The following is a 15327-nucleotide window of genomic DNA, read 5'->3' as shown; positions in this document are numbered from 1 at the left end:
GGAAAAAACCAAAGCCGATGTTAAATACATCGGCTTTTTTGTAACTAAACTGTATTACATAGAATCATTGAAGAACTTCATCTAACTTTTCGAAAGATTAAACTGTGTCAGCTTCACCGAGTTGGTTGAAAATTGAAGGTCATATGCATTATTTGGAATACGTAAAATTCACCGATATTGAGCCGCTAGAGTTTTTGCCGGTGTTAAATAAGCGATCGACGCGGGAGCATCTTATTGGTCATGAGCTGTTTGATCTTGAGATGGTGACTGATTGGATTCAGGGCAAAATTGAGGTTGATGCTGCTGAAGGTTGCAGGGTTAGAGCGATTAAAGTTAAGAACACGCTAGCAGGATGGTGTGGCATTCAGTTGGAAGAAGGCAAATATGAGATAGCTATCGTCATCGACGATAGCTTTTGGGGTATAGGAAAACAGATATTTCGTGAAATCATGCGCTGGGCTAAAGAGCTTGGCCATAAAACGATCTTTATTCATTTCCTTCACACGCGACCTGAATATAAATTTTTAAAGAAGTTGTCGAAAAATGTATACGAGAGCGAGCTTATGGGAAGTAAATTTATGACATACGAACTTGAGGTGGAGAAACAATTTTGATTTAGGCTGAGCTTTACCCTCTAAAAGCCAGCCGTATATCGAATAATCTTTTGTTTACAAAGATGCTAGTTAGAAGAAAGCCCATCCAGCCATTGCAAACCCTGCGACTAGCGCCAGTATCGGCGGCTTAAATTTTTGTAAGGTAAAGAAGCCAATAATCACCAATGCCATATCTAATCCAGAAGTTACGCTGGTGACAAAGACTGGTTGATACAAAGCCGAAAGCAGCAAACCTACAACGGCTGCATTGATACCCCAAACGGCACCTGCAATTTTAGGTTTCGCCGCTAATGACTCCCATGCACCTTGTAAGCTCAGTACCAGTAAAAAACCCGGTAGAAAAACAGCGAGTGTTGCAACGATAGCACCCAGAAGTGCTGCATTACTCTGCATATCCGCACCAAGGAAAGTTGCAAGGGTAAACATCGGGCCGGGGATCGCTTGAGCTGCAGCATAACCGACGACAAAACGGTCTGGATCTACTGCTTCGCCAAGGGTTTGTTGCAGAAGTGGCAAGACAACATGGCCGCCACCAAATACTAAACTGCCTGCTTGGTAAAACGCGTTAAACAGGGCTGCCCAGTCAGAAACAAGGGCAAATAGAGGCATCAGAATAAACAGTAGGCCGAAGATGATTAACGGCAGTTTTGCCGGTTGTTCTGTTTTGTTAATTTCTTCTTCTGATTTTTTATCAGTTGAAGTCAGTTCCGCCTTTTTGAGGTAGATACCTACAGCCGCCGCAATAAGCAGTACGGCCATTTGCGTCCACAATGAGGGGGCGATGAGAAGAGCCGCAGCGGTGAAGATAGCAATGCTGAGTGATTGGTTATCTTTGCAGAAATTGCGTTGCATACTCAGCGTTGCATCAGCAACCACAATAACAGCTAATAGTTTGAGGCCATGAACGGCACCGGTAAGAAAGCTACCGCTATTTTGTGTATCGGTTGTGGCAAGCAGATAGAGAATCAGGAACGAGGGCAACGTAAAACCAAGGAATGCAGCAATACCGCCGTAAAGGCCCGCTTGTCTTAGGCCCAAAGCAAACCCCACTTGGCTTGAACCTGGCCCAGGTAGAAATTGACTAAGGGCAACCAACCTTGCGTAGGAATCCTGATCGATCCATTTTTTTTCTTGTACAAAGGCTTTTTGAAAGTAACCGATATGTGCAGCAGGGCCGCCAAAGCTGGTGCAGCCCAATAATAGGAATCGCCAAAAGACTTCCCAAACCTTGTCCATATTCTGTCCTTTACTCATCTAAAAAATCTTAGCAGAGTAAAGCAGCACTGTGACAAGTTTATGACTTTTCTTGATTGTCTAGCGTACTTTCCAGCTTATTTTTCGCCGTTATCCATTGGGACATATATTGGGTGCTTTTAAGGCTGTGATGATTAAGCATGGCCCCAGTGAAATTTTGTAGGCGATGTTGCGCTAGGTTTTCCAACAGCGCTTTAACACGTGAAATCAGAGCAGGTCCAGTTTGGTTACCATCGTATCTATCTTGTAGCAGTGCTTTATTATTTTGCTGAACGCATTGCCATGCTTGCTGATCTAGATATAGCTCTACCGCGGCTTCGATAAAGGCGTCATCGTTATCAGCAATCGCTCCTGGCCATTGGCTCGGATCGGATAGCATTCCTTCACTACCTATAGATGTAGTTATGCTTGGCGTGCCGCAGACCATTGCATCCAGTAACTTACCTTTTATACCAGCGCCAAAACGTAGCGGGGCAAGGCAAACGCGGGCTGACTTAAATGTATCGTAGGCATCTTCTGCCCACCCTTTGATAAGGAAGCCAGTTTTAGGGTTGTTTAACGCTGTGGCTTTAGGTGGTGGGTAAGATCCCCATATATGCAGCTCAGCATCAGTTTCGCCGCGTTCTTTTAGGCGCTGGCGTATCTGCGGCCACAGTCTTTGCATCTCCAGCACAGAATCCCAATTAGGCGCATGGCGGAAGTTTCCAATCATCATAAAGTGAGCGCGCTCTTCAAAGCATGGAACCTGATGTGGCAGCTTATCCAGATCAAGCATAAAAGGCAGATGATGGAACTGTTGCTCTGGTACCGAGAACTGGTTTTTTAAAAGCTCTATTTCGTAATCGGAGATGATGAGCGAAAGATCGGAACGATAGATCGCTGCGATCTCTCGTTTGGCTAGATCAGAGTATAGATCTGTTAGCGTCATCTCGCGGTTTTGCTTAACGGCTTGATGACGAGCATTACGCAGACATTGCAGATCTTCAGTATCCAAAATGCGTAGGGCATTAGGGCAGTTTTTTTCCACTCGCCAGCCAAACTGTTCTTCCATCATAAAACGGTCGAACATCACGATATCGGGATTGAGGTCACTGACGAACTGATCGAAGCAGTCACTGTTAAGTTGGATGTTACAGTGAGCAATGCCTTCATCATCTAGGTTGATCATATGCTCTGTAGTTTGTGCTGGGCTGGCAAAGGTGACCTCCCAGCCTTGCTGTTTGTAAAGGCGTAACAGTGAAAGCATATGCGTTCCGGCAGCAGAAGAATTGGGTTCTGGCCAGACATAGCCGATCACTAGAACGTTAAGCATAAGATTAACCTGAAAAGAAAAAACAGCATTCTACCTTTTATTTGTAAGGTTTCTATAAGTTGTCATCTTTTGCTGTTTAAATGGATGAATTCTAAGGAGGAACTATGACACTGAAAGACCAGTTTGAGCTGATGGCTCGTTATAACCAATGGATGAATGAAAGTATCTACGAAGCCGCAAGCGAGCTTGAAGAGGGAGAAGTTAGTAAAGATCAGGGAGCTTTTTTTGGGTCTATTTTAGCTACGCTTAACCATATTTTGGTGGGCGATATTATCTGGTTAAAACGTTTTGCCGATCACCCATCAGCTTACAAAAGTTTAGAAGAAGTAAGAGCGATGGAGCGCCCAGCCAAACTAAGCACGGTCGTTTATTCCGATTTTGAAGAACTGCGTGATGCGCGTTACTTGCTTGATCGTGCCATTGTCGAATTATGCGATGAGATCGAAGTGTATGATCTGAATCACTCCTTGGTTTACTGCAATATGCAGGGTAATAAGTTTGAAAAGCGTTTTGGCTATCTAATGCAGCATTTCTTTAACCATCAAACCCATCACCGCGGGCAGGTGAGTACGATGCTGAGCCAAAAGGGGCTCGATCTGGCGGTTACTGATCTACTTGCGGTTATCCCAGAAGCCTAACGTTATAGGTTAAAATCGCTTATGCTGTAAATCAGGTTTAGGGGCACTGATTAAGCATTCAAGGAGTAGAGAGTGAAGTTACATATCACAAATGGCGATTGCGCCGGGGATATGCTGCAGGAAGCAGAAGGCATTGATGGCGAAGTATTGTGTTGGCGAGACCTGTTACATGATGGCCCAGTTTTAAGCCAACCTACCTTAAATCGCGAGGCGCGGATTAATTTTTTAGCCGAGCTATTAGTTAACAGTGATCTGGAACTTGATGATCCCAAAGCGCTTGTGACCAAAGACTTTAACGAGCGTGATCAAGTTTTAGCGCGTGTAGCAGATTTCGATGAAATTGTTCTCTGGTTCGAGCATGATCTCTACGATCAACTGCAGTTGTTAGATGTTTGTCAGCACCTCTATTCACAGTTCGATCAATTACAGAAGCTTTCTATCATCTGTATTGATGATCACCCTTTAGTTCCTTTCTTTCATGGCTTCGGTAATCTCACCCCGGAGATGTTGGTTGGCCTCTATCCGGGTCGAAAGCCACTCACAATAGAGCAACTCAAATTAGCTACTGATATCTGGTCTGCTCTAACCGCTGCTAGCCCTGAACGATTAGCCGAATATGCAGCTGAACCAGTTGCAGGCTGGCCTTATATGCAAAAGGCATTAAGGCGCTTTTGCTGCGAGTTTCCAGCTTTAGAAACGGGTTTAACTTTAACTCAGACCTATCTTCTTCTGACGCTTTTAAAAGCGCCGGATGAGCTGCCCGCCTTGGAAGTACATCTAGCTTTGCTGGAACAGCATGGCAGACTACCAGAAGGTGTGACAGCGCAAAGTCGTTATTACGAAATACTGTCAGGCCCGGCGACTTTTCAGCGAATTTTCCATCATCTACAGCGATTAGAAGTGGATCCATTTATGGGGGACTTATCGGTCAAACATGAGCTGGATCGCTTGATCAGGGCGGAAGAACCTTACGTGAGTGTGACTGAAGGTGAGCCAGCGGTTTATTCCCTGACTGCCGCAGGTGCTGAGGCGCTACAAGGTATAAGGCACTGGCAGCAAGGAAATCATTATGGATTATGGCGAGGAGGTGTCGAGATCACGGATGATAACCTATGGCTGTGGGACCAACAGCACAAGCAGTTTTCGTTACACGCATAAGCTTATGTAGAGCTTATGCGGCAACGGTATTCTCATCGCTATATTGTGCGGCAATCTCTTTAAACTCGGTTTCTAAGTCTAAGAAGGCTTCGACCACTTCTGGATCAAAGTGATTGCCTTTACCTTCAACGATAATATCTCTAGCCTTTTCGTGACTGAATGCAGGTTTGTAGACGCGTTTAGATATAAGGGCATCATAGACATCAGCTACGGCCATTAGGCGACCTGAGAGTGGGATCTCCTCGCCCTGTAAGCCGTTAGGGTAGCCTTTGCCGTCCCACTTCTCGTGATGGGTTAAGCTAATTTCACGAGCAATCCTTAAGAAAGAGTTACTACCCAATTGGTTCTCAGCGACTTCTAAAGCATCTGCCCCAATCTGCGGGTGCTGCTTCATAATGTCGAACTCTTCATCAGTCAGCTTACCTGGTTTTAGTAGGATGCTATCTGGAATACCAACTTTACCAACATCGTGTAGTGGTGCTGATTTGTATAGAAGATCGATTGTTTCTGACGTTAGATAATCAGTGTGCTTAGGATTTTGGCGTAACTTAATGGCTAAAGCGCGCACATAGTTTTGGGTACGTAATATATGCCCGCCGGTTTCGTTATCGCGGGTTTCAGCTAAGCTGGCTAAACCTAAGATACTGGCATCACGTGTCACGTTTAGCTCGCGTGTACGTTGCGCAAGTGAGCTGATCATCTGGTTGGTATGCAGTGCCATCAAACCAAATTCATCATTGGTGGTAACCGGCACTTCTGTATTTAACTCGCCTAGGGATACCTGTTCGAGCGTACTGTTTTCGGCTTGAATAAAGAACTTGAGGTTACGCGCGTAGCCTAAAATGATAGTTAAGATATATGCCATGACTACACCGACGACAAACACTATCTCCGTCAGGATGTAGCGCTGAGAGGTTTCTAGAGGAATGCTATCACCTGTGTGGATTAGCCACTCCAAGTCTTTATTAATTACCAAGAAAACTACGCCAATCACTGAGATAGCACAGATAGTGGCAAACCAAGTGAATTTTTTTGTGAGCGGGTAGGGCGAGCTATCAGGCTCTAAATGTTCTTTCTGTGCTTGTAAGCATTGAGCTAGCTTATGTTCTTTGAATAGGGCTAAATCACAAGAGATTAGGTAACCCAGTACGCCCATGCCGACTAACACTTTGCCCGCGCTTTCAAACGGAAATTCATAAATCAGTGTGTTGAACAGGCCAAGTAGAATTGAGCAACCGATGAATAAACCAAGATCGACTTTGAACTGGAAGCTAACTTTGGTTTTTAACGGCTGCTTTTGAATCTGCCCTTCAAGCAGGTATCTAAGGCTGCCCTGTATAATAAACGTCACTAATATGGGCAAGAGCAGTTGCGCGGTGGTTAGAGAATCTAAGAACGGACATACCTGAACGCCATAGATGGAGAACAGCGTCATTGCGATCAAGTAGTGGATTATGGTGCGCTTTGTTGTAGTCATCAGTCCATTAAACACGAAATTGATAAGACAATAAAATTAACATCACGTCGTAATATTGAGTGAGCGTTAAAAATTAATCCGTCACAGTCCAGACCAATCTTCTTGGGTTACGCTAATACCTTTGATTTGAGCATATACTTTGTCCCCAACCTTGAGATTAAGTTCCGTTAACGCCCAACAAGTTATATGTGACCATAGCTTGCAGCCTCCTATATTGAGTACCACCTCTATCTGATGCGACGACTCTTCATCAATCTGCATGATTGTAGCGGGTAGTATGTTACGAATACTGGTTTGCTGGGGTTGCTCTTTAGATAAAGACACATCGTTAGCTTTAATACGTACACGTAAGGCCGTACCTGGAGGTATATCTAAGGCTCGCATCCACAGCTGAGTACTGTGGGATATGTTCAAGCAAGACATTGCATGCTTAGGGTGATGATGGTCTAGGGTAGCGTTGAATAGAGAGCTGCGGGTATCACCGGATAGCCACGGACGCATCTGTTCCGACGACCAAACCTCTTCAACGTTACCAAACTGCAGAATCTTCCCTTGTTCTAGCAAAACCAAGTAATCAGCTAGCTGGATAATCTCTTCTAGGCTATGAGTGACATACAGAATGGGTAACTCGACCTCTTTCGCTAGTTTTGCCAAGTAGGGTAATAGCTCTTTCTTACGTGGTAGATCGAGTGAGGCTAAAGGTTCATCCATCAACAGTAAGCCTGGATCGGAAAGCAGGGCACGCCCGATTGCAACACGCTGCTTCTCACCGCCAGACAAGGTGTTAGGCAAGCGTCGCAGTAGCGCTTGAATATCCAGCATCTCAACTACGCTTTGGAATTTCTCATCTTCTGGAGTGTATTCCGAACCGTACAGTAGATTGCCTTGAACACTGTAGTGCGGGAATAGGAGGGCTTCTTGGAATACATAGCCGATACTTCGCTTCTCAGGTGGAAGGAAACGTTTGGTTTCAGTATTGGTAAGGTCACGCCCGTTTAAGGAAATACGGCCTTTATGGGGTTTAAGTAAGCCCGATATATAGTTAATCAGACTGGTTTTTCCCGCGCCTGATCGCCCAAAAATGACGGTCACACCGCTGCGAGGCAGTTCAAAGTCACATTCCATATTGAGATCACCCAATTGGGTGTCTAAGGCAACTTTAAGCATGCGATCCCCCTAGTTTCTGTTTCGCTTTTCTAGTTAGCCATTCAGAAGCTAAGAGGGATGCTAGGGCGATGAATATAGCGATGGCACATAATCGAGCCGCTTGGACTTCCGCCCCTGGCGTTTCAATAAAGGAGTACATTGCCAGAGGGATCGTTCGTGTAATTTCGGGGATATTGGATACAAACGTGATTGTGGCCCCAAACTCACCCAGCGAACGGGCAAACCCCAGAATGATTCCCGTTAAAATGCCGGGCAGTGTTAATGGCAGCGTGATGGTAAAAAAGACTTTAATGGGTGAGGAACCTAAGGTTCTGGCTGCATATTCAAGCTTCGGATTAACTGCTTCGAAGCCTTGCCTTATAGCTCTCACCATCAACGGGAATGCAACGACGGCAGCGGCCAATGCTGCACCTTGCCAACTAAAGCTGAAACTTAGTCCTGTCAGTTCATAAAGTGGTTTGCCAAGCCAGCCTTGGCGGCCAAAACCAATTAGTAAGAGATAACCAATAACGACAGGCGGCAGTACTAAGGGCAGATGAACAATACCATCTAATAAGGTCTTACCCGGGAATTTTTTCCGAGCAAGTATCCAAGCAACGCCAATAGCAACGGGTAAGCTAAACAGAACAGAAGTGAGTGATACTTTTAAACTCAGTAATAGGGCGGCCCACTCGTATTCTGTTATGAACATGGATTAGTTTTCTTGCAGCGTTTTGAAACCGTAACGTTTAAAAACTTTGCTTGCCTCTTCGCTAAATAGAAATTCATAAAATAATGAGATGCTAGCATTATCTTTACCCTTAATTTTAGCAATCTCATAGACTATTGGGCTGTGCATTACCTCTGGGATCTCACTCAAGATGTTGAGTTGAGGTTTATCTACAATGTCGGATTTGTAGTGAATTCCCATCGGTGTCTCACCTCGTTCAGTCAAAGCCAGTGCTGAACGCGCGCTGTTAGTGGGGGCAAAATAGCTTTGCCACTCTTGCCAGAGGTTCGCAGATTTCAGAGCCTCTTTGGCATAGATACCCACAGGGACGTGGTTAGTATCGCCAATAGCAATGCGTGAATGTTTATCAATCAGATGATCAATTTTAATTGTTTCGGAGAATTGGAACGGAGCAATTACGTGATCTTTGTTTCCAACAATAACAAGCCTGTTGCTGATTAGAGCCTGCCGAGTGCTTGGCTGGATTGAGCCTTGTTGTTCAACATAATCCATCCAGCGTTTATTGGCTGCAATATACAGATGAGCAGGGGCGCCTTGAGTAATTTGTCTTGCCAGTACCGAGGAAGAAGCAAAGGTCAATGCTGGAAGGTGCTGGTATTTATCTCTGAAATTGACGGACAGCTCTTCTAATGGTGCTGTTAGAGAAGTAGCTGCAAAAATGTGAATTCTGTCTTCTGCTTGAACTGATGTGAAGTAAAAACAAGATAAGAAAAATAAAACCTTAGACTTCATTAAGGCGTATCCAAGACTAACCAAGCTTAGGAAGATGGGGAATATGCTATACAACTGCGGGGCTGAGATAAAGCGAAGGTATGAAATTATACAATTTTAAAATGACTGATTTATATATATGGAGTTTTGTTTAATCTTAATTTACCAAGCTTATGTAGAAATTTGATTTTGATTGCTATTTTTCTAATTGTGCATAAGGCTAAAATACTTTTGAACGGTCATTGATTTTAGCTTTTGCAGCTGAATTATCGGATAAACAGCTAAAAATTAGTGAATCAAAATGCAGAATGATGGATTGGAAGATAATTTAGAGGCTGGGGGGTTCGGAGCTACAACGTAGCTCCTACTTACCTTTTTTCCAGCGAATGAGGTGTACTCAAATCTTACGAGGAGATAACAACCTGGTTACGGCCGCTATCTTTTGCTTGGTAAAGCGCTTTATCGGTACGTTCAATCAGTTGCTCAGAGGTTTCGCCAACGGTAAGTTGGGAAACACCAAATGATGCAGTAATAGAGCTGATAATTTCACCAGACTTTTTCTGCTTAATTCGGATCGCTTGAATTTTTTGGCGTACTTGTTCAGCAAGCTCAGCCGCAGTTTCTTTATCGGTTTGAGGCATTAATACTGCAAACTCTTCACCACCAAAGCGAACTGGCAACATTGGCTCTGGGCAAACTTCTTTTAGTAGTTTACCAACATACTGCAACACTTTATCGCCCATGAGGTGACCGTAAGTGTCGTTAAAGCGTTTAAAGTGATCTATATCAACAAGAATAAAGGAGTGCACTAAACTTTGATCATTCACACCCACTAATTGACTTATCTCTGCATCAAATGCGCGGCGGTTGAATAAGTTCGTGAGTGGGTCAACTCTTGCGTCTTGACGGGTCTTGTTTAGCTCTTCTTTTAGCGATTGAATCTCAGCTTGTGCTTCATTCATTCTTTCTTGAAATAGACGAGCTGTTTCGCTAACCGATTTCGTATGGTCAGAAAGAGCATGAATAATGGATTCAATTGGTAGGCTAGCTTCACCATCTTCTTGCTGGTGGAGTGCTTCTAAGCTTTCTTCAAGAACATTACTGAAATCTTCAGTTTTCTCTGCAGCATTACCTGCATGCTCATGAAGGTCGTTAATAAGGCTGATCAGATTGGCCTGAATATCCTCAGCACCATTAATATCATCTTTGATCATATGCTCGCGGAACAACTGTTCGCTGAGCATAGTAGGACACGTTCCGTATGTCGTTAGGGTCTTATCAAGTTGCACATTTAGCTCAGGTACACGATCACTTACGTAGGTATACCACAGAGCATAATTAAGCGGGTTTGGCGGTATATTGTGCTTAACCATTAATGGCACTGCCTGGCGAAGATACTCGGCAGCTTGATTGTTATTTTCAGCGAACTTCATACTTCCCCTATCGCTTTATCTGGTTGAACGAACGCTACTACATACATGATTGTAAATGATAATCAATACAATTCATATTTTGATCGGCAACTCAGTAACTTTAAAACAACTGTTTGAATTTGGGAACCGCTGAGGAAGAAAAAATCCCTTACTGAGGCCTAATTCCTTTGAAAGTAGTATCGGCAGAGGTTATTAAATCTTCAAGAAATTCTGCGGCAAATTTAAATTTATTTCTTTTTTCTATTGGTGGGGATTGCCTATGTACTCTGGTATTGAGTACTAAGTGGCTGATATATAAACAAAGTTTAAAAAGGGGAATACTCGAGCTAGATTCGTAACTGGAACCGTTGATATCAAATTGAATAATTTGAGCAAAGTGATTGGCGTACACAATAAGGATCTACAGCTTACCATCGGCTATCAGCGTCTTTGTAACGGGTTAAATGCTTAAACGAAGTCAGCCGTTGCTTAAGCTGATCTAATGCGGTTGCACTGGCTTCCCCTTGAATGTGCAGTTCTTCACTCCAGTGGCGATCAAGAATAGTAATCTGATCTTGATTTAATAACTGCTCTATATCCCCTACTAAGTGATGGGGGAGATAGAGGTCGAATGGAAATAGAGGAATGCGTTCCTCTGTCGGTAAAACTTTGAGTGCTTCCTGTACAGCTTGGCTATACGCCCTAACAAGTCCTCCTGCACCCAGTTTAATTCCGCCAAAATAGCGAGTTACTACGACTGTGATTTCGCATAGGTCGCTGTGTTCCAGTACGTTCAGCATTGGCTTACCTGCAGTGCCTTTAGGTTCGCCATCGTCACTACTGTTCCAACACTGAAGAAAACTGCGTGTACCTGCAATATATGCCCAGCAATTATGGTTGGCTTTTGGATGTTGCTGTTGAATCTCAGCGATAAAGTTTCGGGCACACTCTAAATCAGGTGTGTGGGCGACATGGGTAATAAAGCGGCTGTGTTTTATCTCAATTTCGTGACTGTGGTAGGGCTTTTGAGGGTAAAACTCTGTCATTGCTTAATGCCGCCTGCTAGGTAGATTGTCCCAAGCCATGGAGTTCCAGTTTTAGTTAATTCTATTTTTAGTCCATCAACCAGAGTCGCCTCGTCGTGACCGTTCTGGCGAAGAAACTGGAGTTGCTCAAGGTTTAGTAATATTTCTAAATCAATATGGCGGCCATAATAATAAAGTGAGAGCTTATATGGCACTGCTTCTTGGCTAATTGAGTTAAAAAAATGATCTATTGATAAGGTGATTTGCCCCCTTGAAGGCAATTCTGTTTCCGGTGCATCAATATCGAGGTCTTCATCATCATAAGTATCGATGTGGAAAATGATATGCCCTATCTCCTGATTATCTTGCAGGCGCTGGCAAGCTTTGTTGCCAATATAATGTCCTTCAGAGGCGCTTAAGTGAGGCGCAACTTGAATATGAAGTTCCATGACATGCTTATTACCCATAGTTCGGGTTTTGAAACTATGGACATTTATAATGCCTTCTATCGATAGGATCTGTTCTTTGTAACGGTTGATATCTTCTTTTGGGATGGATGTTCCGAGTAGCTGTTTTAGATTGCTCCAACTTAAATCCCAACCGATCTTTGCGACCATGGCCGCGACAATCATTGCAGCGACAGCATCTAACCAAATAAAACCAGCCATAGCGCCGGCGACACCAATAAATACGACAATTGATGAGAGGGCATCGGTGCGGCTATGCCATGCGTTAGCAATCAAGAGCGCTGAATCGATCTGTTTACCTATCTGCAGTGTATAACGATAGATCCACTCTTTGGCCGCGATGGATAGTGCTGCAATTACTAAAACTGGCCATTCGGGAAGAAGCAGTTCGGAGGCTTCAATTAGGTTTAATGTACTGTCGTAAGCCATAGCACCAGCGACAGCAATTAATATACTGCCAAGAATTACGGTTCCTAAGGCTTCAAAATGCCCATGACCCCAAGGGTGATCTTCATCGGGACCTTTAGCCGATATTTTTAATATCAGTACGACCATCACATCGGTAATAAGATCAGATAGGGAATGGATACCGTCTGCGACTAGGGCGGCTGAATGAAAGAGCAGTCCAAAAATGATCTTAAGTAAACCAAGTACGGCGTTTACTGCAGCGCCGATCCAGGTCACTTTGTTTGCTGCTTTATTTTCCTGTTCTGTTCTTTGCATAACGACTATATAAACTCGGTTTAGATTATTGTTGTAAAGCCTAGCAGGTTAGAGCTTAAAAAATTTGATCTAGTTTGGATAATCCATATCTTGAAGATAGGGATAATTTTACTGAGCTATAGATCTGGCTCAGTCCATATTTGGTGCAATTACCTTGTTTGAATTTGCCTTGATGGTTACCGTAATTACTAGGCTGTAGCCGGTGTTCTGTTTAATTACAGAAAAAGGTTGTTCACTGTGGGGCAAACAGGCGCACTAAATAGGTGCTACAAACAACAATAAAAATTAATATTGTTATGTTGACTTATGTAACATATTGATTTCTAAGAGGTAAAAACAAGCTGGTTAAAAAATAACCAGTTTATTGGGTTACCTTGATTTATGGGCGTTTCATGACGTTTTAAAGTCTTAATTCACAAAGTTATCCACAGCTAATGTGAGTAGCCGTTGCAAGGCCCTATATTTTAAGGGAGTTTTGTTTTTCCACATTCAAAGGCGCTATTGAGCGCTTATTAATGGGTATAGACTTTGGTCTAGAAAATTGTTTTTGCATCGATTCAAATTGGCTTGAATGAATCTAACCGTATTAAGGTATTAAATTCGAAAATTAGCATTCAGTTTTAGAGGATTAGTCTATGCCTAGCACTTTATGGTTCTGTAAGCTTAGCTTCCATTGTGGATGGGCTAAGCAATAGTCGATCACTTCTTTTGTGTAGATTGAACGTGCAGGGCCGTCCATTGGCTGTAGGTAGAAGTGCGCGAAACTAAGTTGTTCGAACTGGTCAGGCTGCGCTAGCGGTTGCGGGTAAACCAATTTAAGTTCATCACCTTGGGTGATAATTACTTCGGCATCGGCTTTAGGGCTCACACAGATCCAATCGATATTATCGGGTAGTGGCTTCGTACCATTGGTTTCGATGGCAAGTTCAAAACCGTTCGCGTGGCATTCATCCACCAAGATTTGATCAAGTTGTAGCGCAGGTTCACCACCCGTGAAGATGATGTAAGGCTTTTCATTGTTCCGCTCGGGCCAGAAGCTTTTGAGGAACTGGCAAAGTTCAGCTGCGGTAGCGAACTTGCCACCGTTCTGGCCATCGGTACCGATAAAGTCAGTATCGCAAAAATCGCAGATAGCTTTTTCACGGTCTTGCTCGCGTCCTGACCAAAGATTACAGCCAGAAAAACGACAAAAAATTGATGCGCGTCCACTTTGCGCACCTTCACCTTGCAAGCTATAGAAAATCTCTTTTACGGAATACATCAGATTGTGGTAGAAAGGGCCTTTAAAATCGAGGCGATAAGTCTACACTGGCAGATTTTGACTGCAAGTTAATTCGGTTCATATTAAGCCTGTAAGGTAATCTACAGGTTAACTAGTGTTATAGGGTACATTCGTGGAACTTAGAGAAATTGATAAAGTTGTTTATAAGCAAAAGCAGCGCAAGGTAGGTATCGTTTTTAGTCTGATTTTTGCTGTAATAGGTTTAGGGTTGAGCGCCGTATTACGTCATTACTATGGTAATGCTGAAGGCGAGAATATGATGGTGAACCTAACTGGGGTGCTAATTGGCTTAGCTATCTCCATTATTATCTTTACCCAAGTGGCTAAAAAGCCGTATTTTGATGAGCTTCGGTACGGCTGGAACCTTAAGAAACAGGCGCTTAAGATTCAAAACCATCGCCATCGTTGGGAAGAGCGTCTGAAAGAAGGTGATACAACGGCGGCGATTGTTCTCGCTTTCTATCATAAAGCTACGCTGCAACTGCAAAGCTTAGATGGTAACGAATTCGGCTATAGCGACAGTAAAGAGCGTGAAAATAAGTTTTTGGTTGAATGTGAGAAGCTGTCCTTAGACCCTGATGCATCTAAATATTCGATCGATATGCTGTTGGATATGAAATAACGCGCTATTTATTTTTGCGAAAAATTGATATTACTAAGGAGCCTAAGGCTCCTTTTTTGTGTCTGATATCAAGAGTTGAGGTTTTACGATGCTTAGTCAATTTAAGCGATCTATTCTGGTATGGATGGTTTTCTTGTTTTCGCCGTATCTCGTTGCTGAGCAGAGTAAGAGGGTGATGATTACCCCAGAACTTTTCTCTTTTGTGGTTGAGCATGAAGGTGAGTCTGTTGAGATTAAGCGCAACCAAGAGTCTGATAATACTATCCATGAGCTTTATCTAACGACCTCTCGTGGCACACCGCAACCTATGTTTCCATTCGAACCTTATGAAGTGGAAACCATTGGCGAGAGGGAATTTATTGAGTATCTACAACAAGCTCAAACAGATAGCTCTACTTTAATTGTCGATACTCGCACTGAGGGCTGGCATTACCGACTGACCATACCGGGCAGCACCAATATTCCATACACCTTGTTAAAAGATCCTGAAACTATTTCCGATACGTTGGAAGAGTTGGGAGCAATCAACAAAGATGGCGTTTGGGATTTCAGTCGGGCAAAAACACTTGCTGCTTTTTGTAACGGCTATTGGTGTGGACAGACGCCTACCTTTATATGGGCGTTACTAGAGCTAGATTACCCTGAGGAAAAGTTGAATTACTATCGAGGTGGTATGCAAGCTTGGACAAGCTTAGGGCTGACTACGGTAGGGGATTATTATCTGGAATAGTAGGG

General features: G+C 43.5%; 15 protein-coding genes. 5 read left to right on the top strand and 10 right to left on the bottom strand.

Features of this window, described 5'->3' with window-relative positions:
* Positions 1–104 precede the first annotated feature (104 nt).
* Entirely contained in the window at positions 105–614 is a 510-nt protein-coding gene (locus ACMXYU_RS10960; protein ID WP_415898672.1) for a GNAT family N-acetyltransferase, read from the top strand.
* Positions 615–683: 69 nt separating this feature from the next.
* On the opposite strand, the gene chrA is transcribed toward ACMXYU_RS10960, so the two are convergent.
* A complete protein-coding gene (chrA, locus tag ACMXYU_RS10955) occupies positions 684–1850 on the bottom strand; it encodes a chromate efflux transporter (RefSeq protein WP_415898671.1) in 1167 nt (388 codons plus the stop codon).
* Positions 1851–1908: 58 nt separating this feature from the next.
* Positions 1909–3180 carry a glycosyltransferase gene (locus ACMXYU_RS10950; RefSeq protein ID WP_415898670.1) on the bottom strand — a complete coding sequence of 424 codons (1272 nt, stop codon included), beginning with the start codon at positions 3178–3180 and terminating at the stop codon, positions 1909–1911.
* Between the two features lie 104 nt (positions 3181–3284).
* Here ACMXYU_RS10950 and ACMXYU_RS10945 point away from each other — a divergent pair, with 104 nt between their 5' ends.
* Both ACMXYU_RS10945 and ACMXYU_RS10940 read left to right on the top strand, forming a co-directional pair.
* Entirely contained in the window at positions 3285–3818 is a 534-nt protein-coding gene (locus ACMXYU_RS10945) for a DinB family protein (RefSeq protein WP_415898669.1), read from the top strand.
* A 72-nt stretch (positions 3819–3890) separates the two neighbouring features.
* A complete protein-coding gene (locus ACMXYU_RS10940) occupies positions 3891–4976 on the top strand; it encodes a DUF1835 domain-containing protein (protein ID WP_415898668.1) in 1086 nt (361 codons plus the stop codon).
* Positions 4977–4989: 13 nt separating this feature from the next.
* On the opposite strand, the gene ACMXYU_RS10935 is transcribed toward ACMXYU_RS10940, so the two are convergent.
* From ACMXYU_RS10935 to queE, 8 genes are all read right to left on the bottom strand, one after another.
* Positions 4990–6453 (bottom strand): HD-GYP domain-containing protein, encoded by a 1464-nt coding sequence (locus tag ACMXYU_RS10935; RefSeq protein ID WP_415898667.1) that lies wholly within the window; start codon positions 6451–6453, stop codon positions 4990–4992.
* Between the two features lie 81 nt (positions 6454–6534).
* Complete coding sequence (gene modC / locus ACMXYU_RS10930; protein ID WP_415898666.1) at positions 6535–7620, bottom strand: molybdenum ABC transporter ATP-binding protein ModC; 1086 nt, start codon at positions 7618–7620, stop codon at positions 6535–6537.
* Positions 7613–8311, bottom strand: coding sequence for a molybdate ABC transporter permease subunit (modB, locus tag ACMXYU_RS10925; RefSeq protein WP_415898665.1), 699 nt, complete (start codon positions 8309–8311; stop codon positions 7613–7615). The genes modC and modB overlap by 8 nt, the downstream gene beginning before the upstream one ends.
* A 3-nt stretch (positions 8312–8314) precedes the next feature.
* Positions 8315–9082 (bottom strand): molybdate ABC transporter substrate-binding protein, encoded by a 768-nt coding sequence (gene modA, locus ACMXYU_RS10920; RefSeq protein WP_415898664.1) that lies wholly within the window; start codon positions 9080–9082, stop codon positions 8315–8317.
* A 383-nt stretch (positions 9083–9465) separates the two neighbouring features.
* Positions 9466–10494, bottom strand: coding sequence for a GGDEF domain-containing protein (locus ACMXYU_RS10915; protein ID WP_415898663.1), 1029 nt, complete (start codon positions 10492–10494; stop codon positions 9466–9468).
* 407 nt (positions 10495–10901) lie between these two features.
* The gene (locus tag ACMXYU_RS10910) at positions 10902–11519 is read right to left on the bottom strand and encodes a YigZ family protein (RefSeq protein WP_415898662.1); all 618 of its coding nucleotides are present in this window, start codon (positions 11517–11519) and stop codon (positions 10902–10904) included.
* A complete protein-coding gene (locus ACMXYU_RS10905; protein ID WP_415898661.1) occupies positions 11516–12688 on the bottom strand; it encodes a cation diffusion facilitator family transporter in 1173 nt (390 codons plus the stop codon). The genes ACMXYU_RS10910 and ACMXYU_RS10905 overlap by 4 nt, the downstream gene beginning before the upstream one ends.
* Before the next feature lie 628 nt (positions 12689–13316).
* Positions 13317–13949: a 7-carboxy-7-deazaguanine synthase gene (gene queE, locus ACMXYU_RS10900; protein ID WP_415898660.1), complete on the bottom strand. Its 633-nt coding sequence runs from the start codon at positions 13947–13949 to the stop codon at positions 13317–13319.
* Positions 13950–14082: 133 nt separating this feature from the next.
* On the opposite strand from queE, the gene ACMXYU_RS10895 reads away from it, so the two are divergent.
* Positions 14083–14592 carry a DUF3087 family protein gene (locus tag ACMXYU_RS10895; protein ID WP_415898659.1) on the top strand — a complete coding sequence of 170 codons (510 nt, stop codon included), beginning with the start codon at positions 14083–14085 and terminating at the stop codon, positions 14590–14592.
* An 88-nt stretch (positions 14593–14680) separates the two neighbouring features.
* Entirely contained in the window at positions 14681–15322 is a 642-nt protein-coding gene (locus ACMXYU_RS10890) for a rhodanese-like domain-containing protein (protein ID WP_415898658.1), read from the top strand.
* Positions 15323–15327: the final 5 nt, after the last annotated feature.

The organism is Neptuniibacter sp. QD48_11 (assembly GCF_047778095.1).
Lineage (GTDB): Bacteria > Pseudomonadota > Gammaproteobacteria > Pseudomonadales > Balneatricaceae > Neptuniibacter.
The sequence above is the reverse complement of the archived record's forward strand: the minus strand, read 5'-3'. Positions and strand labels throughout refer to the sequence as shown.

What these genes read in the sequence shown, in the direction of transcription:
- modB (WP_415898665.1), bottom strand. Translation starts at nt 8,311, where the DNA reads ATGTTCATAACAGAATACGAGTGGGCCGCCCTATTACTGAGTTTAAAA.
- modC (WP_415898666.1), bottom strand. Translation starts at nt 7,620, where the DNA reads ATGCTTAAAGTTGCCTTAGACACCCAATTGGGTGATCTCAATATGGAA.
- ACMXYU_RS10935 (WP_415898667.1), bottom strand. Translation starts at nt 6,453, where the DNA reads ATGACTACAACAAAGCGCACCATAATCCACTACTTGATCGCAATGACG.
- chrA (WP_415898671.1), bottom strand. Translation starts at nt 1,850, where the DNA reads ATGGACAAGGTTTGGGAAGTCTTTTGGCGATTCCTATTATTGGGCTGC.
- ACMXYU_RS10950 (WP_415898670.1), bottom strand. Translation starts at nt 3,180, where the DNA reads ATGCTTAACGTTCTAGTGATCGGCTATGTCTGGCCAGAACCCAATTCT.
- ACMXYU_RS10890 (WP_415898658.1), top strand. Translation starts at nt 14,681, where the DNA reads ATGCTTAGTCAATTTAAGCGATCTATTCTGGTATGGATGGTTTTCTTG.
- ACMXYU_RS10910 (WP_415898662.1), bottom strand. Translation starts at nt 11,519, where the DNA reads ATGACAGAGTTTTACCCTCAAAAGCCCTACCACAGTCACGAAATTGAG.
- queE (WP_415898660.1), bottom strand. Translation starts at nt 13,949, where the DNA reads ATGTATTCCGTAAAAGAGATTTTCTATAGCTTGCAAGGTGAAGGTGCG.
- ACMXYU_RS10905 (WP_415898661.1), bottom strand. Translation starts at nt 12,688, where the DNA reads ATGCAAAGAACAGAACAGGAAAATAAAGCAGCAAACAAAGTGACCTGG.
- modA (WP_415898664.1), bottom strand. Translation starts at nt 9,082, where the DNA reads ATGAAGTCTAAGGTTTTATTTTTCTTATCTTGTTTTTACTTCACATCA.
- ACMXYU_RS10915 (WP_415898663.1), bottom strand. Translation starts at nt 10,494, where the DNA reads ATGAAGTTCGCTGAAAATAACAATCAAGCTGCCGAGTATCTTCGCCAG.
- ACMXYU_RS10945 (WP_415898669.1), top strand. Translation starts at nt 3,285, where the DNA reads ATGACACTGAAAGACCAGTTTGAGCTGATGGCTCGTTATAACCAATGG.